The organism is Hyunsoonleella flava, from assembly GCF_004310325.1.
Classification (GTDB): Bacteria; Bacteroidota; Bacteroidia; order Flavobacteriales; family Flavobacteriaceae; genus Jejuia; species Jejuia flava.
Genome location: NZ_SIRT01000003.1, coordinates 87547 through 112908, shown reverse-complemented (window position 1 = coordinate 112908; position 25362 = coordinate 87547). Strand labels below are relative to the sequence as shown.

Sequence of the window (25362 nt, the reverse complement as noted above, 5' to 3'; positions counted from 1 at the left end):
TTAAATTCCGGTATAATTACCTGGAGTAATTTGTTTTAATTCTGTTTTAATTTCATCAGAAACCTCTAAGGTATCGATAAAATTTGAAATTGAAGTTTGATTTATTTTTTCATTGGTTCTGGTAAGTCCTTTTAAAGCCTCATATGGGTTTGGGTACCCTTCTCTTCTTAGGATGGTTTGAATAGCTTCAGCTACCACTGCCCAATTGTTTTCTAAATCTTCAGCAAACTTACTTTCATTCAGTAATAATTTGTTTAAGCCTTTTAAGGTGGATTTAAAACCTATGATCGTATGGCCAAAAGGGACACCAACGTTTCTTAAAACCGTACTATCCGTTAAGTCGCGCTGTAATCTTGATATTGGTAATTTAGCTGAGAGGTGCTCAAAAATAGCATTGGCAATACCTAAGTTTCCTTCAGAATTCTCAAAATCTATAGGGTTTACTTTATGTGGCATAGCAGAACTACCAACTTCTCCTTTTTTAATTTTTTGCTTAAAGTAGTCCATGGATACATAGGTCCAAACATCCCTATCCAAATCAATTAAAATAGTATTGATGCGTTTTAAAGTGTCGAACAAGGCAGCCATATGATCGTAATGTTCAATCTGTGTAGTTGGGAAAGAGTGCTGCAATCCTAACTTTTCTTGAACAAATGTATTTCCAAAGGCCTTCCAGTCAATATTGGGATAGGCTACGTGGTGTGCATTAAAATTACCTGTTGCGCCTCCAAATTTAGCGGCACTTGGAACATCATTTAGTAAATTAAATTGTTCTTCAAGACGCACAACAAATACCTCAATTTCCTTGCCTAAACGGGTAGGAGAGGCAGGTTGTCCATGGGTTCGTGCTAGCATTGAAACTTTAGCCCAATCTTTTACTAGTTCCTTTAATCTATTTAAAACATTAAAATATTCTGGAACATAAACATCATTCATGGCTTCTTTAATACTTAATGGAATTGCCGTATTGTTAATGTCCTGCGATGTTAATCCAAAATGGATAAACTCTTTATATTCTGAAAGCCCTAAAGCATCAAACTTTTCTTTTATAAAATACTCAACAGCTTTAACGTCGTGATTGGTTATGCTCTCTATCTTTTTTATAGCCTCTGCATTTTCAGAAGAGAAATCTTTGTAAATGGCTCTTAAATCTTCAAAAATGCTGTGATTTACCTTTTCTAACTGAGGTAAAGGAATTTCGCAAAGGGCGATGAAATATTCTATTTCAACTAAAACACGATATTTAATTAAAGCTTCTTCTGAAAAATATGCACCTAATGCGTCAATTTTGTTTCTGTAACGACCATCAATTGGAGAAATGGCGTTTAGTGATGATAAAGACATTTTTGTTCGATTTTTTGGAAAGCCACAAAGATACGTTTTGATTTACGATTTGTGATATAAGATGTATTATTTTTTAGATGGTTTTTCTTTGGATGATTTCTTTATCTTTTTCAAAATATGTCTTGCACGCGCTTTAAAGGCTGCACTTTGAGAATGGAAATCGCGCTCTAAGATTAGAACTAATTCTGGATATACCCAATCGTAACCCTTTCCAAATAAAAATAAGGTATTCATGGAATAGGCTTTTGGGGCTACTTTTTCATCATTAATCATATAGTCGAAACAGGTTTCGATGATGTGTTCTTTATGAACTTCTGTTAAGTGGTGTTTTATTACATTATCTTCTTTTGATGCATATGCTTTTGCCAGCAGTTCGCAAATTTTTGCAACAGGTCGTACAGCTGAATCTAAGTGTACTTTTTTTATATTGGAAGTAAATGTATCCAAATACGGAATAATAGCTTCTAGTTTGTTACTGCACATAAACTCCAAAACCCATGCTGCTCTGGTAGACGTTTTGTCATCTACCATAAAAAGAATATCTAGAAGTTTCGGAACCAGTTCAGGATGTTCAATCACTAAATTCGCATAATAGAGACGTTTCTCACGAGAGTGATTTACATAATTTAATTCTTTATAAAGTTCAGCCGTAGTCAAAAGGTTTTCTTATTTTTAAAATCTAAATTTTACCTGTATGAAAATAGTAAAAAAAATAGGTTTAGTGCTTCTCATGGTCTTTATAATTGCTCAATTTTTCGGACCAGAAAAAAATGATGGCGATATCGCCTCCGTATCTGCTTTTGAAGCTGAAACAAACCCACCAGAAGATGTAAAACTCATTTTAAGAAATGCTTGTTATGATTGCCATAGCGATGCTACCCGTTATCCATGGTATAATAGTATTACTCCAGTAAATTATTGGTTGGCTGGACATGTTAAAGACGGAAAAAAACATTTTAATGTATCTAAGTGGGAAGGTAATTCCGTTAAACGAAAAGACCATAAATTTGAGGAATTGATTGAGGAAGTTGAAGAAGGAGAGATGCCATTAAATTCTTATACTTGGACGCATGGCGATGCGAAATTAACCGAAGCGCAGGTTAAAACCGTAATAGATTGGGCAAAACAAGTACGTGTTATGTACGGATTACAACCAAAGCCTGAATAAGATTCCAAAATCCAATAGAACAAACTTTAGTATTATGAAATTTATTTGAAGTTTGATATTTGAGTTTCGTGTGTATTTATGGAGAAAAAATTATTGATTATAGGCTACGTATGGCCAGAGCCCAATAGTTCTGCGGCTGGAAGCCGAATGTTGCAGTTAATTGATGTATTTCTTTCTGAAAACTACAATATAACATTTGCTAGTCCCTGTGCTAAAACTCAAAATGCTTTTGATTTAGATACTATTGGCGTTACCTCAAAAACTATTGCGTTGAATGACCCAAGTTTTGATGATTTCGTAAAAACATTGCATCCTCAAATCGTTATGTTCGATAGGTTTATGATGGAAGAACAATTTGGATGGCGGGTTGCAGAACAATGCCCCAATGCCATTAGAATTTTAGATACCGAGGATTTACATTTTTTGCGCAAAGGGAGACAGCAAGCTTTAAAGGACAAGCGGGCATTTGATAAAAAGTATTTGTTCAATGATGTTGCAAAACGTGAAATTGCAAGTATTTACCGCTGTGATTTAAGTTTAATTATTTCTAAGTCTGAAATGGAAATACTAAAAAATGATTTTAAAGTTGATGAATCATTATTGCTGTATTTACCTTTTCTGGAAGATGAAATTTTAGAACACCATTTTTCTGAACTCCCAAGATTTGAAGAGCGAGAACATTTTATTACTATCGGGAATTTTTTGCATCCTCCAAATTATGATGTTGTCTTGTATTTAAAGGAAGCTGTCTGGCCTTTAATTAGAAACCAATTACCAAAAGCTGAGTTGCACGTTTACGGAGCGTATGGTACTGAAAAAGTAACTCAGTTGCAGAATGAGAAGCAAGGATTTTTAATAAAGGGATTTGCTCAGGATGTAAATGAAGTGATGCAAAACGCTAAGGTATGTCTGGCACCTATCAGATTTGGAGCTGGACTAAAAGGTAAATTTATTGATGCTATGAAAAATGGTACACCGATAGTTACAACTAAAGTTGGGGCAGAAGGAATGGTTGCTCAAATAATGGCTTGCGGATCTATTGGTGATACTCCTGAAGATATTGCTGAAAAAGCAGTTAAGCTCTATCAGGATAATCAACTATGGAGCGAAAAACACAAGGTGATTCCTCAAATTTTCAATACATATTTCAATAAAAACCATCACAAGAATACTTTCCTGGATGTATTAAGTGAGACTTTAGACAATCTTGAAAAAAAGCGTCAAAATAATTTCATTGGACAAATGCTAGTGCATCACACCTTACAAAGCACAAAGTATTTGAGTAAATGGATCGAGGAGAAGAATAAATAAATTTTCATTTAGAAGTTGTAATTCAGTACTTTAAATTAGTGTTCATTATAAAAGCTCATCAGCTATTTTGGTATCATATCTAGATCTTTCTGTAAAATCATTGATAATAGTTAACTTTATAAAAAAAATTGTATTGAATTTTCATTGTAAAGGTTTTTTAGCGTTCATCATTGTGTTCTGTGTATTTAGGGCAACGTGTCAAAATGTGCCGCCTAATCTAATGGCAACTGGCGATCAAAGTTATTGCCCAGGTACTCAAATAAACATCACTACAAGTTTTGATATTATTGATCCTGATGATACACAAATTGATGCGTTTTTCATTCAAATTTCTGAAGGATACACTTTAGGAGAAGATCGGCTCATATTAACAGGGAGCCACCCAAATATTCTCTGGGGTTGGGACGCTAACCAAGGAAAACTTTCATTAGCTGGTGTTTCCAATTTACCAATGAATTATACAGATCTAATAGCTGCAGTTAATAATGTTGTCTTTGAAGGTACAACAAATACAGAAGGAGGTGACAAGCTGTTTTCATTCACCATTGGAAGCGCAAATTATTTGCCATCTACAGACCACTACTATGAATATGTTCCTGATTTAGGGATTACTTGGACTGCCGCCCGTGCTGCCGCTGATGCAAGAACTTACTTTGGCTTAAAAGGCTATTTAGCTACTATCACTACACCTGAGGAGGCACAACTGTCTGGAGAACAAGCTGCAGGTGCCGGTTGGATAGGTGGAAGTGACGAGCAAACAGAAGGGGTTTGGAGATGGATGACTGGACCTGAAGCTGGAACCATATTTTGGAATGGCGGTGTTAATGGTGCTACACCTAATTATGCCAACTGGAATGCAAACGAACCCAATGATTGTTGCTCCAATGTGCCTAGAGAAGAGAATTATGCACATGTAACCAGTCCAAATGTTGGTAATCTAGGGTCATGGAACGATTTGCCAAATACTGGAGATGCAAATCCATCCAGTCCATACCATCCTCAAGGCTACATAGTAGAATATGGTGGCACACCTGGAGATCCGATTGTCGATATTTCTGCCAGTACAAGAATAAATATTCCTGAAATCACAAATGTTGTCACACCACCTGCTATATGTGGCTCTGGAAGCTTTACTTTGGAAGCAACAGCTTCAGATGGCGATGTAGCTTGGTTTGATAGCCCAATAGCTACAACACCAGTTTTTACTGGATCAATATTTACTACTCCTGTAATAAATACAACTTCTAGCTATTACGCTATGGCATCAGTTAATGGTTGCTACATAGGAGAAAGGACAGCGGTAATTGCGCAAGTGAATCCTATTCCAGATATAGTGAGTGTAAACGAAACTACTATTTGTTTTGGGGAAACAGGAACTTTAGGTGCCAATGCTTCCATAGGTATTGTCAATTGGTATTCCGTACCCACTGGTGGAACTGCTATCACAAGTGGTAGTTTGTTTAATACTCCTATGCTTACAAATACCACCACTTATTATGTAGAAGCCACTGCAAATGGTTGTACAACAGCAGCACGAACACCAGTTACTGTAACGGTACAGCAAACAATGGCGCCCACAGGAAATGGTGTTCAGGAGTTTTGTGATATTGAAAGCACAACTCTAGCTGGTTTGGATGTAATAGGAACTGACATAAAATGGTACGAAACTCCAACAGGAGGTACTCAAATAAGTTCATCTGCGGTGGCGCAAAATAATACTACATATTATGCATCTCAGACAATTTCAGGATGTGAAAGTGCAGATAGATTACAGGTTTTGGTGTTTGTTTATGAAACAGTAGTACCATTACAGCCCTCAGAAATAGATGTGATGGAAACCTGCGATTCTGACCTAGATGGAGATGACAATAACGGACTGGCTCTATTTGATTTAACCACATATGAACCAACATTATTGAATGGAAGCAATGCTTCTGAATTTAGCTTTCAGTACTTTACTGATGCGTCAAGACTTACACCTATTGTTACAGCTCCTGAATCTTTCGAAAATACTGTAACAAATGAACAAACCATATATGTTAGAATAGAGAATAATTTAAATGTCAACTGCTACACCGATGTGTCATTTAATGTGCGGGTAAATCCGCTGCCAAGTGTTCAACCCGCAGTAACGTTTCAAAATTGTGATGAGGATGGTAACCCTGATGGGTTTACAAATTTTAATTTAAATGAATTGGATGATATCATCACTACCGAATCTCCTGCTAATTTCAATATTACGTACCATGCGTCTCTAAATGATGCTAATATGGCCAATAACCCGTTAAATCCGTTACCCTATAATAATCAAACCTCAAATACCATTTATGGTCGTGTGGAGAATAACGCAACTGGCTGTTATGATGTTACGATGATAACCCTTGATGTTTCCACAACAGCGCTTTCACCAAATTTTATTAGAGAGTTAGATACATGCGACGATGACGATATTCCTGATGGTTTTTATGTGTTCGATTTAACCACAGTTTCTGCAGATTTCATAAACCAATTTCCAACAGGTCAAAATTTAACAGTACACTATTTTAAGAGTTTGTCTGATGCTCAATTAGAAGAAAATGAAATTCTGAATCCAACAAATTACACCAATGGTACTCCGTTTTCCGAAACTTTGTATGTTAGGGTTGAAAGTGAAGATAATGGTGATTGTTTTGGTATAGGGCCAAATTTAGTGTTGACAGTTTTTCCGCGTCCAGAATTTGAGGTGGACCAATCAGAAACCTTTTGTTTAAATGGAGGATCTGTTATTTTAAATACCTTTAATCCTAACGGGGTTTATTCATATGAATGGCGAGATTCAAACAACAATATCGTCAGTACTTCTGAAACTGCCACAGTAGCGACCGAAGATATCTATACCGTAGTGGCAACATCAGTAGAAGGCTGTGAGTCATTTCCTGTGTCGTTTCAAGTGAAAGCATCGGGAATTTCTACAATTACAGAAACAGATATTACTGTTAAAGATTTATCAAACAACAATACCATCACCATTGACGACTCCAATATTGGTATTGGAGACTATGAGTTTGCTTTGGATAATGAGTTTGGACCATTTCAAGATAGTCCTTTATTTCAAAATGTATTTGCGGGTGAGCATACTGTAGATGTGAGAGATAAAAACGGTTGTGGGGTGATTAGCCTTCAGGTGTTCGTTATGGGATTTCCAAAGTTTTTTACGCCCAATGGAGATGGTGCCAACGACACTTGGAATGTTAAAGGCCTAAGCAATGCGTATTTGCAAAATACCACTGTTTTTATTTATGATAGGTATGGTAAGCTTATCAAACAATTAAAGCCTTCAGCCGAAGGTTGGAACGGTACGTTTAATGGGCAGTTGCTTGCTTCAAACGATTATTGGTACGTGGTAAATTTAGTAGACGATACAGGTGCTACTAGGATTTTCAAAGGACACTTTAGTTTAATTAGGTAGTTTTTTAGTTTGGGTACCCGCCTACTGGTAGACATGTTCCTTTCCCAGTAGCTATCGGGAAAGAGGGCAAACATAGAGCCTGTGTTGAGTGGAGCCAAAGTATTCAATCCCTAACACGCGCTCGTTTGTTAGCTTTATTTTTAAGTTGAAATACATTTTCTTTTTGGAAAGGTTTGTTTATCGGTCTCTTATAACAGTCAGTTACAGATAAATTAACCTAGAAAAACTTGGTTTTTACCTCAGTTCTTTATGGTATGGCATCTTTATTCATCCTTTATTTCGAGCCATTGTTCATAGGTTATAACTCGTTTTTCGTTATCTCCTTTGGTCTTTCCTGGTAAAATCCCTATGAATTCGAGATAATGTCCATCTGGATCGCTAAAATATATTGAGACTGCTGGCACCCAACAAAAAACCATTGGTTCTTCATTGTCGTCTTGCAGAAAATTCCAATAATTTAAGTTATGAGATTTTAAAAAATCAATAGATTCATTTATTACCCATTCGGGATCACATTCAAAAGCAAAATGCCTTAAATCAATTTCTTTTTTAGGTTTTTCCCATAAGCCAAGCATTGCTTGTTTGTCACTTCCAATCCAGAAAAAGGCAGCTCTCCTTTCTGATTCAAATCGACACTGTTTTAAACCAAGAACTTTAGAGTAAAATTCAATTGATTTCTCTAAGTTTTCAACATAGAGGTGAGTTTCATAAAGTCCTTTAATCATAATCTGTTTTCGTTTTCTTAAATACCATACAATGGTCTAGTATAACCTTCAGTAGTGATTTAATATAAATTAATTTTAGGTTTGTCACAGAGGTTAGCAATTCCGAGCGGATTCGAACAGGTAGTAATTGCGATTATAAATTGTTGTAATACGCTATCTTTTCAGTTTAATATTTTTCAACCCCACTTTAAATGCTAATTCACCATCAATTTCAATGAATTTTCCATTTTGATCATAAAACTCTACAAATGCAGTTTTTCTATCAATAATCTCCATAACAGTTCCAATCGTCCCAATTTCTATTCCGTTTTTAAGTTTTTCTTTAAGACTAACTTTTTTATAAAGCCATTTTTTCTCAAGTCGTTTCCGTTCAACCTCTTTTTTGGGAATTCCGAAAATCAATGCTTTAATCCAATCATAAATCGCATTTAATACCAACCAAATTCCAGCAAGAATCCATCTCGCAAATATTTCTCCAAATATTTCGCCCATTGACAATTCATATTAATATTTTCGATAATGCATCGAAATTTAGTGTAGATACGTCTTTTTAGTGACTTATATCTCATAACAAACGAAGTTAGTTAAATTTTCTTGCAGTTTAAAGTAAAGTGTCATCGCTCATATAAACACTCTTGTTTTTACTATGATACACATTACAAAAACGCAAAATCCTTCGGTTTAAGTTTAAAATTCGTCCTATATTTGCACCTCATTAAAAAACAGAACAATGCAAGACGGATTATACGCAAAATTCAATACTTCAAAAGGCGAAATATTAGTAGCTTTAGAATATAAAAAGACGCCAGGAACCGTGGGTAACTTCGTGGCTTTGGCAGAGGGTAATCTAGAAAATTCGGTAAAACCTCAAGGTACACCATATTATGATGGCTTAAAATTTCATAGGGTAATTCCTGATTTTATGATTCAAGGTGGCTGTCCAAACGGAACAGGTGCTGGAAACCCTGGTTATCAGTTTGATGATGAATTTCACCCAGATTTAAAACATGACGGTCCAGGTGTTTTATCTATGGCAAATGCTGGCCCTGGTACTAACGGGAGTCAGTTTTTTATTACTCATGTAGAAACACCATGGTTGGATAATAATCATACAGTTTTTGGTAAAGTAGAACATGGGCAAGAGGTTGTGGATGCTATTGCACAGGGTGACGAAATTGAGAGCGTAGAAATTATAAGGGAAGGGGCAGACGCAGAGGCATTTAATGCGATTGAAGCGTTTAGAACTTTTGAAGGCTCAAGAGAAAAAAGATTAGCCGAAGAAAAAGCAAAACAAGAAGCAGAGCTAGAAAAAGTGGCTGCGGGATTTGAAAAAACAGATAGTGGTTTGCGCTACCAAATTATTCAAAAAGGTGATGGTGTAAAGGCAGAAAAGGGTAAAACAGTTTCTGTACATTATAAGGGCCAGTTAATGGACGGTACGGTTTTCGATTCTTCATATAAGAGAAACCAACCAATAGATTTTCCATTAGGTGTTGGTCAAGTAATTCCGGGTTGGGATGAAGGTATTGGCTTACTGAATGTTGGTGATAAAGCACGTTTGGTAATTCCAAGTCATTTAGCCTACGGAAGTCGCGGCGCTGGTGGCGTAATTCCTCCAGATGCAAATTTAATTTTTGATGTAGAATTGATGAATGTGAAATAAGCGAGGCACAGCTTTTATACAAGTTTGTGCATTGCTTGTTATCTTCAAAATCAAAGCTTTTGTAAAAAAGCCAACGGATTATTTATAAATTATCAAAAGGGCGCTTTAAATGAGCGCCTTTTTTGCGAATAATAGCAGTCTGACGTTAAATTAATAGATTTATCGAGTTTTTTTAAGCAACTTATTTTGTCTATGTAATTTTGCACCGTGGAAAGCGTAAAACAAACTCATTTTTACTCCGAAGTTCTCAAAGAACTCAATTATCCTTTTGGAGATGTTTTCATATTTAAAGGTTTTGTTGTTGCAGAAATAAAACAAGGTGTTGTTGTAAGCTGGATGGAACACGCAAGACATTTTGTGCAAGATGTGGCATATTATCTAGGTACAGATGGAAAGGATGTGGTTTACATTTCCAACCGTATAAATTCGTACTCGGTAAAGGCGGTTGACTGGTTAAAGTTCTTCAAAAGCGACTATAGTATGAAAGCCTATTGTGTGGTTTCCAATAACCCGATGAACAAGATGAATTTGATGGTAGAGAATTTATTCTTCAACAATAAAATAAAGCATTTTATGTCTTTATACGAGGCAATTAATTGGGTTAAAAAAGAGCTTGACGAGGTCGCATAATCATAATTAATACTTATTTTAGAACCACATATATAAATCTATTATTGTGGACGCTGAAAAACTTGAAAAACTAAAATATCCAATAGGGCAATTTCAATGTCCTGAACTAATTACCCAAGCTCATATTAATGAATGGATTGCTATTTTAGAAACCTTCCCTATTCGGTTTGAGGCTTTGGTAAAGCATTTAAATAAGGAACAACTTGATACGCCATACAGACCAGACGGTTGGACTATAAGGCAAACAGTGCATCATGTTTCTGACAGTCATCATCATAGTTACACACGATTCAAATGGGCACTTACTGAGGATAAACCTTTGATAAAAGCTTATAATGAGGCAGATTGGGCAGAATTGTTCGATAGCAGAACAGCGCCAATACAGATGTCTCTTGAGCATTTAAAAGCTATTCACTATAAATTGGTGTATCTGTTAAAAGGTTTGTCAAAAGACGATTTGAAAAAAAGCTTTAGACATCCCGAAACCAATAGCGAAGTGCCACTAGATTATAACATTGGCAATTACGCGTGGCATAGCAACCATCATTATGCACATATTGAAAACGTAATGAAGCAAAAAGGGTGGCTTTAAAATGATAAGACGTTTTACTAAAGAGGATATCAAAGCATTGTTGGATATATACAATTATTATGTAACCAATACGGTCTCTACTTTTGATATTGAACCTTTAACATTTGACACATTTCAGGCAAAAGTGAATCGTATAGATTCTGAATATCCATTTTTGGTTTTTGAAGAGGGCAATGAGATTTTAGGATTTGCATACGCCAGTAGGTTTAGACCGAAACCAGCATACAATTTTACGGTTGAATCTACGGTATATGTAAAACACGATGCACATGGACAGCAGATAGGGACAAAACTTTATAAGGAGCTACTAGACAAATTGAAGTTTACAGACGCACATACAGTATTGGGTGTTTTAACGATCCCAAATGATGCTAGCGTTAAACTTCATGAGAAGTTTGGATTTAAAGAAGTAGCACTTTTAAAAGAAGTAGGCTTAAAATTTGGCAAGTGGCACGATGTAGGTATCTACCAACTTAAACTTTCCATTTAATATTACAACCGATACTTGGTTTTTGATTTGCCGTGTTTTCTTTGTTTTCAATTAAACAATCTAAGGCATGCCTTAAATCTTTTCCTGTGAGAGGAATATCATTTCCAGGTCTGGAATCATCCAATTGTCCGCGATATACTAACTCTAAATTATCATCAAATACATAAAAATCAGGCGTGCATGCTGCATCGTAAGCTTTAGCAACATCCTGCGTTTCATCGTATAAATAGGGAAATGGATAACCTTCTGTTTGTGCATGAACTTTCATTTTCTCAGGACTATCCTGAGGGTAATTTTCGACATCATTACTAGAAATCGCAATAACATTAATGCCTTTAGATTTGTATTCATTTGCAATAGCGACCAATTCTGAATTCACATGTATTACAAAAGGGCAGTGGTTGCAAATAAATAGAATAACCATGCCTCTTTCGCCCTTAAGTGCGTTTAAACTTAAAACGGAATTAGAAACAGTATCTAAAAGTGAGAAATCTGGAGCTTTAGTTCCTAACGGAAGCATATTTGATGGAGTTCTTGCCATAACGTTTTGTTTCTTCAAATGTCGGAATTATTTATATTTTTGAAAAATGAGCGATACAATATCTTTTGAAGATTTTACCAAAGTTGATTTAAGAGTAGGAACTATTATTGAAGTAAATGATTTTCCTGAAGCCAGAAATCCAGCATATCAATTAACTATTGATTTTGGAGATTTGGGTATCAAGAAGTCTTCTGCACAAATAACAACCCTGTACACCAAAGACGATTTACTTAACAGGCAAATTGTTGCAGTTGTGAATTTCCCAAACAAACAAATCGCCAAATTTATGAGCGAGTGTTTGGTTTTGGGCGCTGTTAACGGTAAAGACGTTATTTTGTTGAACCCAGAAACTAAGGTAAAAAACGGTAGCACTGTTTCTTAAAGCTCATCCCTAAAAAATATAGCGTTCATTAAAAGCTTATTTGTACCATACCAAAACGCTCTAAAGTTGGTATTATCAGTAAATGCCACAACTTTCCCATTACCAGATTTTTGTATTTTTAAGGGAACACTTCCTGACAATACATCTAAATTAGGTTTTGATATATAACCACTTAAAAGCGGTGATTTAGCATACTGAATTGGATTGTTATAACTAAGGGAATCTGCTTTCATAAAAATTGTTGTATTCCTAAACATGGGAAGTCTGTCATTTTTGTAACCAAAATTTATGGGATGCGAACGGTCTATTTTTGTTTCAAAAATGGCGCCACCAATACGCTGTGCACCCTTAAAACTACTTACATCTTCAAAAGTTATAGTTTTGGCTGGGATATCAATTTTTTCAAATTTGGCTTTTATAAACTCTTGTTTTTCAAGCCATTTCACGGTATTTCTATACCCGATAATGGTACCTCCATTTTTAGTCCATTCCTTTAATTTTTTTGTTTCAGCATCGCCCAATCTGCTTAAATTAGGAATGATAATCGTATTGTATCTATCTAAATTAGCTCTTCTAATACTTTTTGTATCTAGTTTGGTTACGGTTACATCATAACGTGTGTCAAGCAAATGCCAAATTTCTCCAGCGTCATAAGATGAAATTCCAGAACCTACAATAAGGGCAATTTCTGGTTTTTCGAGAGTTTTAAAATTTCGGCTGCCTAAATCTATACCTTGTGTTAATCCTGTGCTAACTGAATTAACAGTTACATGACTTTCTTTTGCTACTTTTTGGAGAAAACTATGCAGTTCATCAGCCTTTAATTTTTGATTTTGAACAGGTATCAAAATAGTGCCGTAATCGTAGTCTATGCCATTTATGCTAAATTGTTTTAAAGCTACTTTTACCCTGGTTCCTTTTGATAAAACTTCATTAAGGAACTTTGGTGAATAGTACTCATGCCATTCCATCAGGTATGCATAATTACTTTTAGATGTTACCGCACCGTCCTTCAATTTTAAGTCTTTAACTTCATTTCCAAGGTTTGAGGTAGCAACATTATTGGCGTAGTCTAAATTAAAAGCTAACGGGAACGTCCATGCTGAAATGTCATAGAACAAGCTATCTCGAAACGACGTTCGTTTTTCAAACATGGCATTAATCAACCTGCTGTTCTTTTGGTTTTTGGGAACAATAAAGCTGTACCCTCTTTTAAAGGTTTTTCCATTGGCTTTAAAGTCATTGTCTATCTCATGAATTCTTATGTTGTGACGATTAAGAATTTCAGCCAAATGAAACGTTTTAGCAGCATCTTTTTCATCTCCAAACACAATGGCTTTTCCTTTGTCTTTGGCACTCTCGCTTCTGGCATTTTTATAGAAGTTTTGTTGATATGTTAAGATGTCTTCTCGCATTTCAACGGCAGCCTCTAAAGTGGATAAACTTGTGGTAAACTGGTTTCGTATTGTAAATGGAAAGGTTAAAATTCCGTTGTCGCTTTCTTGAATATGACCTCTGGAACTGGCTTGCTCAAATAAAATACCAATACTGCCATTGATGTCAGGAAACGTAGAGCCTTTACCATAGTAGAAATCATCATAGCTCTCTTCAGTAAAGTATAAGGAGCCTATTTTATCTAGGGCTTTTGCATGATAATTACCAATTTTAGCAGTTAATTCTTGATTCAGTTTTGGGGTTAAGGGGTGTGTTCTTGAAGGGATACCAGGTTGAAAAAAGAAAGTAGAATACGTACCCATTTCATGATGGTCGGTTAAAATATTAGGCAGCCACTTGTGGAAGGTTTTAATTCTAACTCTAGACTCTGGTAATTGTACAGGTAGCCAATCTCTGTTCATGTCAAACCAATAGTGGTTGGTTCTTCCTCCCGGCCAAACCTCACTATACTCTCTGTCGTTTGGGTCTGGATTAAGATTAATGCTCTTGTTAGTATTCACCCAATATGCAAAACGTTGTAATCCGTCCGGATTATATGAAGGATCAAAAAGAATCACCGTATTATCCAGTAGATTATCTATCTCGTTTCCTTCTGCAGCAGCCAAATAGTATGCCACTAATAAAGCCGCATTGGAGCCACTAGGTTCATTTCCATGTATGGAGTAGCCTTGGTACACCACGATTGGGTTTTTGCTATTATCAACCGATGTATCGCTATTAGTCGCTTCAATGTGTTTTGTTCTAATAGTTTCAATGTTTGCGAGATTTTTAGGCGAACTTATAGTAAGTAGTAATAGTGGTCTGGCTTCAAAAGTTTTACCTCTATTCTCTATAGTGATTCTATCTGAAGCATCTGCTAAAGCATACATATATTGCACCAATTTGTCGTGCGTAATATGCCATTCTCCTACTTGGTGACCAACAACGCTTTCAGGTGTTGGTATATTTTTGTTATAGGCAACGTTTTGTGGTAAGTAATACGATAAGTCGGGCGTGTTTTGGGATGTTAGAGTCAACGCAAACATCACAAAACAAACTAGTAATAGCTTCTTCATAAGAGATTTTTTGACGTATAAATATAAAAAAACCGCCATGAGTAATGGCGGTTTCATTATGATAAATCTTTGTTAAAGCTTAAATATCGTCAAAATCTATATCAGTAAAATTGTCGGTAGATTTTGTTTCTTCTGTTGCGCTACTTTCAACAGTCGGTTTTTCATAGTCTTTTTTGAAGTCTTTTTGATGACGCTCACTAATCACTTCATTTCCTTTTTCTCTAATAATGAAATCAGTCATTTCAGCTAGAATTTCCTTGAACTCAGAGAAATCTTCCTTATAAATATAGATTTTGTGCTTTTTGTAATGGTACGACCCGTCATCATTCGTAAATTTTTTACTCTCAGTAATTGTTAAGTAATAATCTTCAGCTTTTGTAGCTCTAACATCAAAAAAATAGGTGCGTCTTCCTGCTCTTAATACTTTAGAAAAAATTTCCTCTTTCTCCATCATACCGTTATTGTTCATTATACTTTGTTAAATATTGATTACTTCAAAAATCTAAAAAAAACCGAAACTTACCAACATTTTTTAAATATTCTTTTTAAAATGCTGATTTTTATTGAATTAAATCCAACGGTTTATTTTAAATTGAAAGTTAGCTTATTTTGTTTTCAGAAGACTCGCTAAGTTGCTTTAAGTACAAATCTTTATAGTAGCCTTCAACGTTTATAAGAGTTTCATGTGTGCCCTCTTGAATAATTTTTCCATCATCTAAAACAATAATTTTATCTGCATTTTTAGCAGAAGACACACGATGGCTTACTATGATTGTGGTTTTGCCTTTCGAAATTCTAAAAAGGTTTTTCAATATTTTTTCCTCAGTTTCTGTATCAACAGCAGATAAGCAATCGTCAAACAATAAAATTTGTGGAGATTTAATAATGGCTCTAGCTATGGAAACTCTTTGCTTTTGACCTCCTGATAGCGTAATACCACGTTCTCCCAAAACAGTGTCATAACCTTTACTAAACTTAACTATGTTTTTATGGACGTAGGCGTTTTTTGCTGCAGTAATGACGTCTTCATCAGTAGCATCTTCTTTCCCAAATTTGATATTGTTCTTAATAGAGTCTGAAAATAAGAAGGCATCTTGTGGTACATAACCTATGTTTTCTCTCAAACTAGACAAATTATGTTTGCTGATTTCAATATCATTTAAAAGAATTTGTCCCTTATCGATATCATATAGCCTACCTACCAAATCTAATATTGTAGATTTTCCTGAACCTGTTTTCCCCAAAATAGCTAAGGTTTCTCCAGCTTTTATTTCAAACGAAACACCTTTTAAGGCTTGAATATTCGTATCATCGTAAGTGAAAGATACATTTTTAAAAGTAATATCTCCAGTGATGTTTGTGGGGTGCTCAACCTCATTTCTAATTTCGGGTTCAATTTTTAAAAATTCATTGATACGCTTTTGTGATGCCTCAGCTTGCTGTACAATGGATGTCACCCAACCTACAGTTGCTACTGGCCATGTGAGCATATTTACGTAAATAATAAATTCCGCAATAGTACCTAGACTTTCAATCTCGCCGTTAATGTATTGCATGCCACCTATGTAAATTACTAAAAGGTTACTGGTGCCAATTAGCAATATCATCATAGGGAAAAATAAAGCTTGTACTTTTACAAGATGTAGTTGCTTCTCTTTACTAGTAGTTGAAAGTGCATCAAAATCTGCCGAGGTTTTTGGCTCAATACCATAAGCTTTAATTACTGATATACCACTAAAAGATTCTTGTGTAAACGTTGAAAGCTTTGACAGATATTCTTGTACAATGGTACTGCGCTTATGTATTTCTTTACTTAATTTATAGATAATTACAGATAGAATTGGCAATGGTATAACTGTGTACAACGTAAGCGTTGGTGCTTGATTATACATATAAATCAAAGCAATGACGAATAAGGTAATAGTATTGATACTGTACATTATTGCTGGACCAGCATACATACGAACCCTACCTACATCTTCACTTATTCGGTTCATTAAATCACCTGTTCTGTTTTTTTTATAAAAGTTAAGTGAGAGTTTTTGGTATTGCGCGTACACCTCATTTTTAAGGTCGTACTCAATGTATCTGGAAACATTGATAATAGTTTGGCGCATCAAGAAAGTAAATAACCCTGCAATTATTGCAGCACCTATTATATACAGTATCGCTTCTAATAATTCGCCTTTTATTTCAGTATCGCTCAATCCTGCTTTATTTTCAATAATTTCGAAAATACGCCGGATATAACGTGGTGTAAAGAGCAAAAATATTCGAGCAACAATAGTAATTACAACCCCAACTAGCAAGTGGGTTTTGTACTTTAAAAAATACTTGTTTAGGTGCTTGAGTTCTTTCACTTAAATTAAAAAAATAAGTAGCAAATATACGCCATTATAAATACAATTGCCTTGGTGCGGGTTTTAAGAACTGTTAAATAATCAATAAAAGAATTTACCAGAACAAAACCATAAATGAAAGCTTGTTTTATTAAAATAGTCTTATTTTTGCCAGCATAAAAGGTAAAAAACTTACTATACGTTTTAACTTAAGTTCTTTGTAATGATGCTAAACAGAAGACATATTCGTGTAAAGGTGATGCAAACCATTTATGCCTTTAGGGGCAGCGAAAGTGATGATTTAAAAAAGGATGAAAAATTCCTGTTGTTTAGCATAGAGAATATGTACAGTTTGTATCTACTAATGATGTCTTTGTTGTTAGAGGTTCAAAAAAGAGCTGTACAAGATATTGAGAACAAACAGAAAAAGCATCTAGCTACTTCAGAAGATAAAAATCCCAACAGGAAGTTTGTGAACAATCAAGTGTTTCAGCTGATAGCACAAAATGAAGCGTTTATGGAACAGATAAAAGACAATTCATCCATCAATTGGGAATTGGATAACGAGTATATAGATATCATTTTTAAAGCCATTACTAAAAGTGATGTATATAACGATTATATGCAAACCAGAACATCTGATTTTAAGGAAGATAAAGATGTTTTTATTGATATTTTTAAGGAGGTTGTTGCACCAAATGATAAGCTGTACGATTATATTGAGGATAAGAATTTAACGTGGTTAGATGATTTGCCAACTGTAAATACCACCATTTTAAAACTACTTAGAAAATTAAAATTGACAAGTTCTAAAGGACACTTTACCCCAAAACTTTATAAAGACACAGAGGACAAACAATTTGCGATAGATTTGTTTACAAAAACTATTTTGAATACTAAGGGTATTAACGAAGAAATAGCGCAAAAAACAAAAAATTGGGATGCTGATAGAATTGCAAGTTTAGACTATGTTTTATTGCAAATGGGTATATGTGAATTGCAACATTTTCCATCAATACCAGTAAAGGTAACCATAAACGAGTACCTGGAAATAGCAAAGGAATATTCGACCCCCAAAAGTAGTATTTTTATTAATGGTATTTTGGACAAACTGGTAAAAGAATACAAAAAAACCGATAAATTAAATAAGGTAGGGCGTGGTTTAATGTAGACTAAACCCTGTTAAGAAGCTCATAAAAGTTTTTAAACAGTTAAATTATTCCTATTTTTGACGCACCAAATCATAAAAACAAGAATTATGAAAAAAGTAATATTAGGATTAAGTGTATTATGCTTAGTAGCTTTTACAAGCTGCAAAGAGGACGCTACAAAAAAAATAAGTGAAGCCAATGTGGCAAAAGCTGCTGAAAGAGATGCTGTAGCATCAAAATTTCCAGTTTTAGAGTTTGACAAAAAAGAGCATGATTTCGGCGAGATTGAAGCTAAAACTCAGGTGGAAACTGTTTTTAAATACAAAAATACAGGAGAAGCGCCTTTAGTAATTACTGATATTAAAAGTACTTGCGGTTGTACAGTGCCAAAAGATTGGAGTAGAGAACCTTTAGCTCCAGGGGGAGAAGGGCAATTTACTGTGAAATTTAATGGTAGTGGTACCAATAAAGTGTCAAAAACCATTAACATTACTGCTAATACGGAAAGTGGTAGAGAAAGTGTTAAAATTACGGCATTTGTAAAGCCAGATCCAAACAAAGCTAAACCAGCGCAAAGCTAAATTACATAATCAATGGGAGAAGGAGGATTCGGCAGTTTGTTGCCATTTGTATTAATGTTTGTGGTTATCTATTTCTTTATGATAGCACCTCAAATGAAACGTGCAAAAAAGGAAAAGAAATTTGCAGCAGAATTAAAAAAAGGTGATAGAGTGATAACCAAAAGTGGTTTGCATGGTAAAATAGCCGAACTAAACGATAAAGATAACTCGTGCGTCATTGAAACTTTAGCCGGCAAGTTAAAGTTTGACCGTTCTGCAATTTCTATGGAGATGAGTAATAAATTGAATGCTCCAGCAGGCTCCAAAAAATAAAGACTAAAAACTGACTTTGAAAAAGCTTCCTATTGCGGGAAGCTTTTTTGATTTTTAGCAGTTTTTATATTTATCATGCAGTCCTATACCATTTAAAATCATCGGCATAATTTTTTCTAAACGCGCTTGTTTGGTTGCTTCACGTTTTGCTGTTGAAATGTGCTCACAATACTCGCGCTGCTTGTAATTTGATAGACTAGTGAAGGCTGATCTTAAGTCTGAATTGCCTTTAAGTGCATCATTAAGCTCTTTTGGGATAACAACTTCTTTTTTACTTCTATCTGGTCTTATTTCCTTCCCTAGTTTTTGGTTTTCTATAGCTTCGTTTACATAAGCTAAAACTACGTTTTTGTCAATATCATCAATAGATTCAAAGCGCATTTGTCGCATCGCTTTAGTTTTGCCGTCTTGTGAGTTTTGTAAAATTTGTAGTTTATCTTTTAGAAAGACACCGTTAAAAAACCAAATCCCAAAATGGTTTTTAAAAGCGCCTATACTTACCACATTTTTGTTTTTAAGGGTATACACTGGGAAGCTCCATTTTATAGTTTCTTCCAGTTCTGTGGATAGGATGATGGAACGTAACAATTCTAATGCTTCACTATAATGCGTGTTTTCTTCTATATATTCTTCTACAGAGTGTACTTTTTTCATTTGATGTTTTGAAGTATTTATGAAATCAAATCACCCTTAGCTTTTTCAGCTGTCAATTCTGCAATCTTACAAATCACTTCGGTGGCTTTAATCATACTTTCTACAGGGACATATTCATAACGCCCATGAAAGTTGTGGCCACCAGCAAAAATATTAGGACAGGGTAATCCCATATAACTTAACTGCGACCCGTCCGTTCCACCGCGAATGGCTTTTATCAAAGGTTCAATATCTAAGAGTTTCATTGCTTCTTCGGCAATATCTACAATATGCATTACAGGTTCAATCTTCTCCCGCATGTTGTAATATTGATCTTTTATTTCAGTAGTTATAACTTCTCTTCCATATTGGGAGTTTAGCTCATTGGTCAATTTATGCATTACTTCTTTTCGGGCTTCAAAATGGCCTTTATCATGGTCGCGAATAATGTATTGCAATGTAGTTTCTTCAACCTCGCCCACAATATCATGCAAATGGAAAAAACCTTGGTATTCCTCGGTGTGCTCTGGGGTTTCTATACGTGGTAAAGAGTTGATGAATTCCGTAGCAATGTACATGGAGTTTATCATTTTCCCCTTCGCATAGCCTGGGTGTACTATTTTACCCTTTACCTTTACAACAGCACTGGCAGCATTAAAGTTTTCGTATTCCAGTTCTCCAATTTGGCTACCATCCATCGTATAAGCCCAGTCTGCACCAAACTTTTTAATATCAAATTTATGAGCGCCACGACCAATTTCCTCATCGGGGGTGAAACCTACTCGTATCGTACCATGTTTAATTTCAGGGTGCTGGATTAAATATTCCATCGCTGAAATAATTTCACAAATGCCTGCTTTATCATCAGCTCCTAAAAGGGTTGTGCCATCTGTTGTAATCAACGTTTGACCTATATATTGTTTTAAATCTTCAAAATAATCAAGAGATAATATTATATTTTCTTCCTTGTTTAAAACAAGATCGCCACCATGGTAATTCTCTACAATTTGAGGTTTAACATTGGCTCCAGTAAAATCTGGAGAGGTGTCGAAATGAGCAATAAAACCTATGGTAGGTACTTCATGATCTACATTGCTGGGTAGTGTAGCCATAATATATGCATTGTCATCAATAGAAACATCTTGCATGCCTATGCGCTTTAATTCTTCGGCAAGTTTATTGGCTAGGTCCCATTGTTTTTTTGTGCTAGGTGTTGTGTCCGAATTGGGATCGGACTCCGTGTCAATGGTAACATAACTTACAAAACGTTTTATGATATCTTCTTTTGAAATCATGTAGAACTATGGTTTAAGTTTTTAGTCTTATTTAGAGAGATAATCTCCATAACAATTTACAATTTTTATTGAAATTTGTAGGGAAAGAAAGCAACATAATATCAATTTTTTATTTACAGTATTTCAACCTATTTTTGCATAAATATTATAGATGTACAAAACGCTTCTCCGACCGTTATTTTTTGCATTCGATCCTGAAAAGATTCATCATTTTACGTTTAGTTTAATTAAATTTTCTTCAAAAATTCCTGGGTTTCCATCGTTGTTTAGAAGCCTTTATACTATTGAAGACAAACGTTTGGAGCGTGAAGTTTTCGGATTAAAATTTAAAAATCCAGTAGGTCTTGCTGCAGGATTTGATAAAAATGCAGTTTTGTACAATGAGCTTGCCAATTTCGGATTTGGTTTTATTGAAATTGGTACCGTAACTCCAAAAGGGCAACCCGGAAATCCGAAAAAGCGGTTGTTTCGTTTAAAAGATGATAAAGGGATTATCAATAGAATGGGATTCAATAATGAAGGTTTGGATGCTGCTATAGCGCAGTTAAAGAAGAATAAGGGAAAATTGATTATTGGGGGCAATATAGGTAAGAATACAGCAACAAAACCTGAAGATTATACCAGAGATTATTTAGAATGCTTTAAGGCACTGCATCCTTATGTAAATTATTTTGTACTGAACGTGAGTTGCCCAAACGTGGGAAGTCATGCAAAATTAAATGATAAGGATTATCTTGAAGAATTAATAAAAGCTGTTAAAAAAGAGAACAGTGCTTTTGAAACTCAAAAACCAATTTTGTTAAAGATTGCTCCCGATTTAAATGATCGGCAATTAGATGAAATAGTTGAACTTGTGAAGGATACAAATCTTGACGGTGTTATCGCCAGCAATACATCTACAGATAGGACTGGCTTAAAGGCTTCAAAAGCACAACTTGATGACATTGGTAATGGTGGGCTTAGTGGTCAGCCTATTAAGGAAAAAAGTACTAGAGTTATCAAATACCTTTCAGAAAAGAGTAATAAGGCATTTCCAATTATTGGTGTTGGGGGTATTCATTCTGCTGAAGACGCATTAGAGAAATTAGATGCTGGAGCAGATTTGGTACAGATTTACACAGGCTTTATTTATGAAGGACCAAGTTTAATAAAGGGCATAAATACTGCGATTCTGAAAGCACAATAATTACTTTATAAACTGTTTTACTTCAATATTTTTACCGTTAACTACGGTTACTAGATAAGAACCTTTGGGTAACTGTGAAACATTAATTTGTCGACTATCTTGCAAGCTGCCTTTTAAAAATACTTGTCCTACGAGATTAGATACTGTAAAGTAATCCTCTGCGTTTTTCTTCTTTGAAGTGGATACAATATTTAAAATATTATCTGTTACAGGATTAGGGAACAATTTTAAAGCAGGAGTATCATTACCTTTTTGCGTAACGGCATTTCCTTTTATGCTAATGCCATCAATGGCAATATCACCTGCCCATCCATCACCGCGAACAGCTCGAAAATGTATGTTTATAGTTTGCCCGTAAAACCTAGATAAGTTAATTGATTGCGCGATAAAATCCTCGGTTTGATTGGTTTGTTGTTCACCAATTAAAGGAGCAATAACATCATCAAAATAGCCATTTGGAGTTTCGATATCGATATGAAGTTCTCCAATATTATCTCCAAACATATGATAGTAAAACTCTAAAAGCGCATTTTTTTCGTTTACACTTATACAGGGGGATATGAACTCAGCAACATCACCTTCTTTTGATCCAGAAGCTTCTACATAAATGTACTTTCCAGAAGTTTTACCACTCGTTTTGTCAAGCATAGGGCCAGTATCGCTCGATATAGTTTCCCCTGAATTAACCAACCAATTAAAACCATTTCCAGAAACATCAATGGCAGACCAACCGTTAGAACTAGCAAAATCAAATGTATCAAAACCTATATTCATAGAACTGTCTTCATGAGTTCCTACTTTGATAACTTGTGAAAATGTTTTGCTTATAAGGCCTGTTGGGGCACTCTCATTTTCATCTCCATTTTTATAAACTAAATTTCCTACTGAAACCGTTAATGTTACATCGTAAATACCTTCGGAGTAGGTGTGTGTTGGATGCTGTTCTGTGTAGTCTACTACATTATCACCATCTACGTCCCACTGCCATGATGTAGCGCCAATACTTAAATCCGTAAATTGTACTGTGAGTTCATCACCACATTCTTGGTAGTTATCTGCTGTAAAATTCACATTGGCGGATGGACAGGACAAATATTGTCTGGCAGATTTGTAAAATGCATAAATTCTTGCCAATTGCTGTTCTGAAAAGTACGACTTACAACTAGATCGAGAATAAGACATTATGTTTTTTGTATCTGGCGTATAAACATCACCATTGGCATCCTTTAAATTTCCTGTGTATTCGCAATCGTTATTCACACAATCAGTTCCTAGTCCTGGGTCAGCGGGAGTATCACAAATCATATCACCATCGGTATCACAATTGGAGCCATCAACTAATTCGGTAGTTAATGCATGATTGTCAGGCCCGTGGGTATGCATCAAAGAAAAGAAATGTCCTATTTCATGAGCCAAAGAAGTACCATTAAGTCCACAGCCATTGTTCATAACAACAACGTCAGAACCTCCAAAAGTATTGGAATAACCGCATAAGCTAACACCTGGTTTTACTTCAACATATTGAGTGAAATAAATGTTTATAACACCATGTGTATAATTATCAGCAGTTAAATCGGCTTCTTTAGACCTGCTAAACTCATAATAAAAATCATCATTGTCAATGTAATTCACCTCTTCACATAGAAAGAATTCCATGTAGGCATCTGCATAAATTTCATTTAAATCCCCAATCGCATCATATAGTCCTTTCAGACTTAATCCACCATTTCCATCGGACGGACGGATAATATGTGCCTTAACAGGAATGGAATTTAATACCGTAGGGGTAGAATTTTTATTAGCGCCAGACTTTCTTGCCGTGGCAGTAAGAGCAGCAAACTCCTTTTCGTATAGTTTGATGTTATCTTGAAAACTTTGGAAATAGGATAGTGATTCGTCTGTTATTTCAGTGCCACAAAAGTTAGAAGAATTTTGAGCATAATTGTATTGCACGAACGACATAAAAATCGCAAGTACTACAATACTCAAATTTGGGCAAAACTTCATGGGGCACATAGTTTAAATCAAATGTACCCCGCAGCTTTAGAATTTTGTAAAAAAAACGTTAACAGTAAAATTTTTATCGATAATGTGCGATTATCGGACTATTAGCTTTTGAGTTTTACTGTTACCGTCTTCATTATTAAGCTTTAAAAGATAAATACCTGAAGTTAAGTTTGATATATTTAAATCAATTTTATTATAATTGTTTTCAACTAAAAATCGATGATTTAATTTACCGAGAATTGAAAAGATTTCAATGTTTTTTAGTCTTGTATTTTGAATATTGGAAATAGTAATTTTATCTGAAGCCGGATTAGGAAAAACTCTTATGTTTTCTATATTCTCTGAAATATTACTGTTACTCAAAGTTGAAGAATTGTAAGTAAATGTAATAGTTCCCATTTTATTGCCATTAATAGGAGCGCCCGATACCATAGTTATATTTTCTCTAGGGTTTGTTACTGAGTTTCCTGATTCATAGTCGGTTCCAGAATCGGTGCCAGCATCATAGGCAAACATATCAATAGTAAAAGTAGCTTTCCAACCATTGTTTACTGAAGGGTTCCCAGATCTTAGGTTTTCGCTGTTTACTGCAATAAACCAGTCAGGGCTGGGAGCAACCATAGATACAAGCGTAATGTATGGGAAATCTTCGCTTACGGTAACACTACTAAGTTCTGCTACACTATCTTCTGCTTGGCGTGGTGAAAAACCAGCTTGTAAATATTGGTTGGCATTCGAATTTCCATTGATTTCCGATTGAAAATTTGAGGTAACACCTCTTTCGGCTATATCCTTGATACCATCGGTAAGCGGCGCTGGTGCCCCAAAGGTTAAAATATCATTCATGTTTTTATGTGTAGCCCCTGATAATGGAGACCAATGCGGATCGTTAGGAATAGAAGTGTGGTCTCCGGCGTTCCATATTGTGGAAACCGTAATAGTGTAATTTGCTGTGCTCTGACTAAAGAGGGAACAATTGAATAAGAAAAGAAGTAGGTAAATAAATGAAGTAGTTTTGTTCATAGTAAATATTTTGATAGATCAATAACTATTT

At 35.1% G+C, this 25362-nt stretch carries 24 protein-coding genes; 12 read left to right on the top strand and 12 right to left on the bottom strand.

From position 1 onward, the window contains the following. Entirely contained in the window at window positions 1–1344 is a 1344-nt protein-coding gene (gene purB, locus EYD45_RS05685) for an adenylosuccinate lyase (RefSeq protein WP_130963454.1), read from the bottom strand. Window positions 1345–1410: 66 nt separating this feature from the next. Then, window positions 1411–2001 (bottom strand): adenylosuccinate lyase, encoded by a 591-nt coding sequence (locus EYD45_RS05680; protein WP_130963453.1) that lies wholly within the window; start codon window positions 1999–2001, stop codon window positions 1411–1413. Window positions 2002–2038: 37 nt separating this feature from the next. Between EYD45_RS05680 and EYD45_RS05675 the strand changes: the two genes are divergently transcribed. From EYD45_RS05675 to EYD45_RS05665, 3 genes are all read left to right on the top strand, one after another. Continuing rightward, the gene (locus EYD45_RS05675) at window positions 2039–2512 is read left to right on the top strand and encodes a heme-binding domain-containing protein (RefSeq protein ID WP_130963451.1); all 474 of its coding nucleotides are present in this window, start codon (window positions 2039–2041) and stop codon (window positions 2510–2512) included. 78 nt (window positions 2513–2590) lie between these two features. Further along, complete coding sequence (locus EYD45_RS05670) at window positions 2591–3823, top strand: glycosyltransferase (RefSeq protein WP_130963449.1); 1233 nt, start codon at window positions 2591–2593, stop codon at window positions 3821–3823. A 220-nt stretch (window positions 3824–4043) separates the two neighbouring features. Next, window positions 4044–7271, top strand: coding sequence for an Ig-like domain-containing protein (locus EYD45_RS05665; protein WP_130963448.1), 3228 nt, complete (start codon window positions 4044–4046; stop codon window positions 7269–7271). Window positions 7272–7534: 263 nt separating this feature from the next. Here EYD45_RS05665 and EYD45_RS05660 read toward each other — a convergent pair whose 3' ends face one another. Together EYD45_RS05660 and EYD45_RS05655 are read right to left on the bottom strand one after the other, a co-directional pair. Further along, complete coding sequence (locus EYD45_RS05660) at window positions 7535–7996, bottom strand: VOC family protein (RefSeq protein WP_130963446.1); 462 nt, start codon at window positions 7994–7996, stop codon at window positions 7535–7537. Between the two features lie 153 nt (window positions 7997–8149). Continuing rightward, window positions 8150–8488: a hypothetical protein gene (locus tag EYD45_RS05655; protein WP_130963445.1), complete on the bottom strand. Its 339-nt coding sequence runs from the start codon at window positions 8486–8488 to the stop codon at window positions 8150–8152. Window positions 8489–8726: 238 nt separating this feature from the next. Between EYD45_RS05655 and EYD45_RS05650 the strand changes: the two genes are divergently transcribed. The 4 genes from EYD45_RS05650 (at window position 8727) to EYD45_RS05635 (ending at window position 11371) form a co-directional block, all read left to right on the top strand. Then, window positions 8727–9659, top strand: coding sequence for a peptidylprolyl isomerase (locus EYD45_RS05650; protein WP_130963443.1), 933 nt, complete (start codon window positions 8727–8729; stop codon window positions 9657–9659). A gap of 207 nt (window positions 9660–9866) precedes the next feature. After that, window positions 9867–10289 (top strand): hypothetical protein, encoded by a 423-nt coding sequence (locus EYD45_RS05645; protein ID WP_130963441.1) that lies wholly within the window; start codon window positions 9867–9869, stop codon window positions 10287–10289. 46 nt (window positions 10290–10335) lie between these two features. After that, on the top strand, window positions 10336–10881 hold the full coding sequence (locus EYD45_RS05640; RefSeq protein ID WP_130963439.1) for a YfiT family bacillithiol transferase: 546 nt from the start codon (window positions 10336–10338) through the stop codon (window positions 10879–10881). Window position 10882: 1 nt separating this feature from the next. Continuing rightward, window positions 10883–11371: a GNAT family N-acetyltransferase gene (locus tag EYD45_RS05635; RefSeq protein ID WP_130963437.1), complete on the top strand. Its 489-nt coding sequence runs from the start codon at window positions 10883–10885 to the stop codon at window positions 11369–11371. Here EYD45_RS05635 and EYD45_RS05630 read toward each other — a convergent pair. Beyond that, window positions 11355–11912 carry a thioredoxin family protein gene (locus tag EYD45_RS05630; RefSeq protein WP_130963729.1) on the bottom strand — a complete coding sequence of 186 codons (558 nt, stop codon included), beginning with the start codon at window positions 11910–11912 and terminating at the stop codon, window positions 11355–11357. The two genes, EYD45_RS05635 and EYD45_RS05630, sit on opposite strands and share 17 nt — an antisense overlap. 46 nt (window positions 11913–11958) lie before the next feature. On the opposite strand from EYD45_RS05630, the gene EYD45_RS05625 reads away from it, so the two are divergent. Further along, window positions 11959–12294 (top strand): tRNA-binding protein, encoded by a 336-nt coding sequence (locus EYD45_RS05625; protein ID WP_130963435.1) that lies wholly within the window; start codon window positions 11959–11961, stop codon window positions 12292–12294. On the opposite strand, the gene EYD45_RS05620 is transcribed toward EYD45_RS05625, so the two are convergent. The 3 genes from EYD45_RS05620 to EYD45_RS05610 all read right to left on the bottom strand — a co-directional run bounded on the left by EYD45_RS05620 (window position 12291) and on the right by EYD45_RS05610 (window position 17164). Continuing rightward, window positions 12291–14804 (bottom strand): M14 family metallopeptidase, encoded by a 2514-nt coding sequence (locus EYD45_RS05620; RefSeq protein WP_130963433.1) that lies wholly within the window; start codon window positions 14802–14804, stop codon window positions 12291–12293. The two genes, EYD45_RS05625 and EYD45_RS05620, sit on opposite strands and share 4 nt — an antisense overlap. A 79-nt stretch (window positions 14805–14883) precedes the next feature. Continuing rightward, the gene (locus tag EYD45_RS05615; protein ID WP_130963431.1) at window positions 14884–15273 is read right to left on the bottom strand and encodes a PUR family DNA/RNA-binding protein; all 390 of its coding nucleotides are present in this window, start codon (window positions 15271–15273) and stop codon (window positions 14884–14886) included. Window positions 15274–15403: 130 nt separating this feature from the next. Next, complete coding sequence (locus EYD45_RS05610) at window positions 15404–17164, bottom strand: ABC transporter ATP-binding protein (protein ID WP_130963430.1); 1761 nt, start codon at window positions 17162–17164, stop codon at window positions 15404–15406. 202 nt (window positions 17165–17366) lie between these two features. On the opposite strand from EYD45_RS05610, the gene nusB reads away from it, so the two are divergent. The 3 genes from nusB (at window position 17367) to yajC (ending at window position 19187) form a co-directional block, all read left to right on the top strand. Further along, entirely contained in the window at window positions 17367–18314 is a 948-nt protein-coding gene (nusB, locus tag EYD45_RS05605) for a transcription antitermination factor NusB (RefSeq protein WP_233702537.1), read from the top strand. A gap of 87 nt (window positions 18315–18401) precedes the next feature. Beyond that, on the top strand, window positions 18402–18875 hold the full coding sequence (locus EYD45_RS05600) for a DUF1573 domain-containing protein (protein ID WP_130963428.1): 474 nt from the start codon (window positions 18402–18404) through the stop codon (window positions 18873–18875). 12 nt (window positions 18876–18887) lie between these two features. After that, on the top strand, window positions 18888–19187 hold the full coding sequence (gene yajC / locus EYD45_RS05595) for a preprotein translocase subunit YajC (protein WP_130963426.1): 300 nt from the start codon (window positions 18888–18890) through the stop codon (window positions 19185–19187). Between the two features lie 54 nt (window positions 19188–19241). Here yajC and EYD45_RS05590 read toward each other — a convergent pair whose 3' ends face one another. Both EYD45_RS05590 and pepT read right to left on the bottom strand, forming a co-directional pair. After that, window positions 19242–19841, bottom strand: a complete 600-nt coding sequence (locus tag EYD45_RS05590) for a YdeI/OmpD-associated family protein (RefSeq protein ID WP_130963424.1) — start codon at window positions 19839–19841, stop codon at window positions 19242–19244. Between the two features lie 17 nt (window positions 19842–19858). Beyond that, window positions 19859–21115, bottom strand: a complete 1257-nt coding sequence (pepT, locus tag EYD45_RS05585; RefSeq protein ID WP_130963422.1) for a peptidase T — start codon at window positions 21113–21115, stop codon at window positions 19859–19861. Between the two features lie 151 nt (window positions 21116–21266). On the opposite strand from pepT, the gene EYD45_RS05580 reads away from it, so the two are divergent. After that, window positions 21267–22301, top strand: a complete 1035-nt coding sequence (locus EYD45_RS05580) for a quinone-dependent dihydroorotate dehydrogenase (protein WP_130963421.1) — start codon at window positions 21267–21269, stop codon at window positions 22299–22301. Here EYD45_RS05580 and EYD45_RS05575 read toward each other — a convergent pair whose 3' ends face one another. Together EYD45_RS05575 and EYD45_RS05570 are read right to left on the bottom strand one after the other, a co-directional pair. Further along, a complete protein-coding gene (locus tag EYD45_RS05575; RefSeq protein WP_165453891.1) occupies window positions 22302–24308 on the bottom strand; it encodes a T9SS type A sorting domain-containing protein in 2007 nt (668 codons plus the stop codon). A gap of 90 nt (window positions 24309–24398) precedes the next feature. After that, entirely contained in the window at window positions 24399–25331 is a 933-nt protein-coding gene (locus tag EYD45_RS05570) for a T9SS type A sorting domain-containing protein (protein ID WP_130963417.1), read from the bottom strand. Between the last annotated feature and the right edge of the window lie 31 nt (window positions 25332–25362).

Excerpts from the sequence above, each read along its gene's own strand:
- purB (WP_130963454.1), bottom strand. The coding sequence starts at position 1,344 with ATGTCTTTATCATCACTAAACGCCATTTCTCCAATTGATGGTCGTTAC.
- EYD45_RS05675 (WP_130963451.1), top strand. The coding sequence starts at position 2,039 with ATGAAAATAGTAAAAAAAATAGGTTTAGTGCTTCTCATGGTCTTTATA.
- EYD45_RS05670 (WP_130963449.1), top strand. The coding sequence starts at position 2,591 with ATGGAGAAAAAATTATTGATTATAGGCTACGTATGGCCAGAGCCCAAT.
- EYD45_RS05665 (WP_130963448.1), top strand. The coding sequence starts at position 4,044 with ATGGCAACTGGCGATCAAAGTTATTGCCCAGGTACTCAAATAAACATC.
- EYD45_RS05660 (WP_130963446.1), bottom strand. The coding sequence starts at position 7,996 with ATGATTAAAGGACTTTATGAAACTCACCTCTATGTTGAAAACTTAGAG.
- EYD45_RS05655 (WP_130963445.1), bottom strand. The coding sequence starts at position 8,488 with ATGGGCGAAATATTTGGAGAAATATTTGCGAGATGGATTCTTGCTGGA.
- EYD45_RS05650 (WP_130963443.1), top strand. The coding sequence starts at position 8,727 with ATGCAAGACGGATTATACGCAAAATTCAATACTTCAAAAGGCGAAATA.
- EYD45_RS05635 (WP_130963437.1), top strand. The coding sequence starts at position 10,883 with ATGATAAGACGTTTTACTAAAGAGGATATCAAAGCATTGTTGGATATA.
- EYD45_RS05630 (WP_130963729.1), bottom strand. The coding sequence starts at position 11,912 with ATGGCAAGAACTCCATCAAATATGCTTCCGTTAGGAACTAAAGCTCCA.
- EYD45_RS05625 (WP_130963435.1), top strand. The coding sequence starts at position 11,959 with ATGAGCGATACAATATCTTTTGAAGATTTTACCAAAGTTGATTTAAGA.
- EYD45_RS05620 (WP_130963433.1), bottom strand. The coding sequence starts at position 14,804 with ATGAAGAAGCTATTACTAGTTTGTTTTGTGATGTTTGCGTTGACTCTA.
- EYD45_RS05615 (WP_130963431.1), bottom strand. The coding sequence starts at position 15,273 with ATGAACAATAACGGTATGATGGAGAAAGAGGAAATTTTTTCTAAAGTA.
- nusB (WP_233702537.1), top strand. The coding sequence starts at position 17,367 with ATGATGCTAAACAGAAGACATATTCGTGTAAAGGTGATGCAAACCATT.
- EYD45_RS05600 (WP_130963428.1), top strand. The coding sequence starts at position 18,402 with ATGAAAAAAGTAATATTAGGATTAAGTGTATTATGCTTAGTAGCTTTT.
- yajC (WP_130963426.1), top strand. The coding sequence starts at position 18,888 with ATGGGAGAAGGAGGATTCGGCAGTTTGTTGCCATTTGTATTAATGTTT.
- EYD45_RS05590 (WP_130963424.1), bottom strand. The coding sequence starts at position 19,841 with ATGAAAAAAGTACACTCTGTAGAAGAATATATAGAAGAAAACACGCAT.
- pepT (WP_130963422.1), bottom strand. The coding sequence starts at position 21,115 with ATGATTTCAAAAGAAGATATCATAAAACGTTTTGTAAGTTATGTTACC.
- EYD45_RS05580 (WP_130963421.1), top strand. The coding sequence starts at position 21,267 with ATGTACAAAACGCTTCTCCGACCGTTATTTTTTGCATTCGATCCTGAA.
- EYD45_RS05575 (WP_165453891.1), bottom strand. The coding sequence starts at position 24,308 with ATGAAGTTTTGCCCAAATTTGAGTATTGTAGTACTTGCGATTTTTATG.
- EYD45_RS05570 (WP_130963417.1), bottom strand. The coding sequence starts at position 25,331 with ATGAACAAAACTACTTCATTTATTTACCTACTTCTTTTCTTATTCAAT.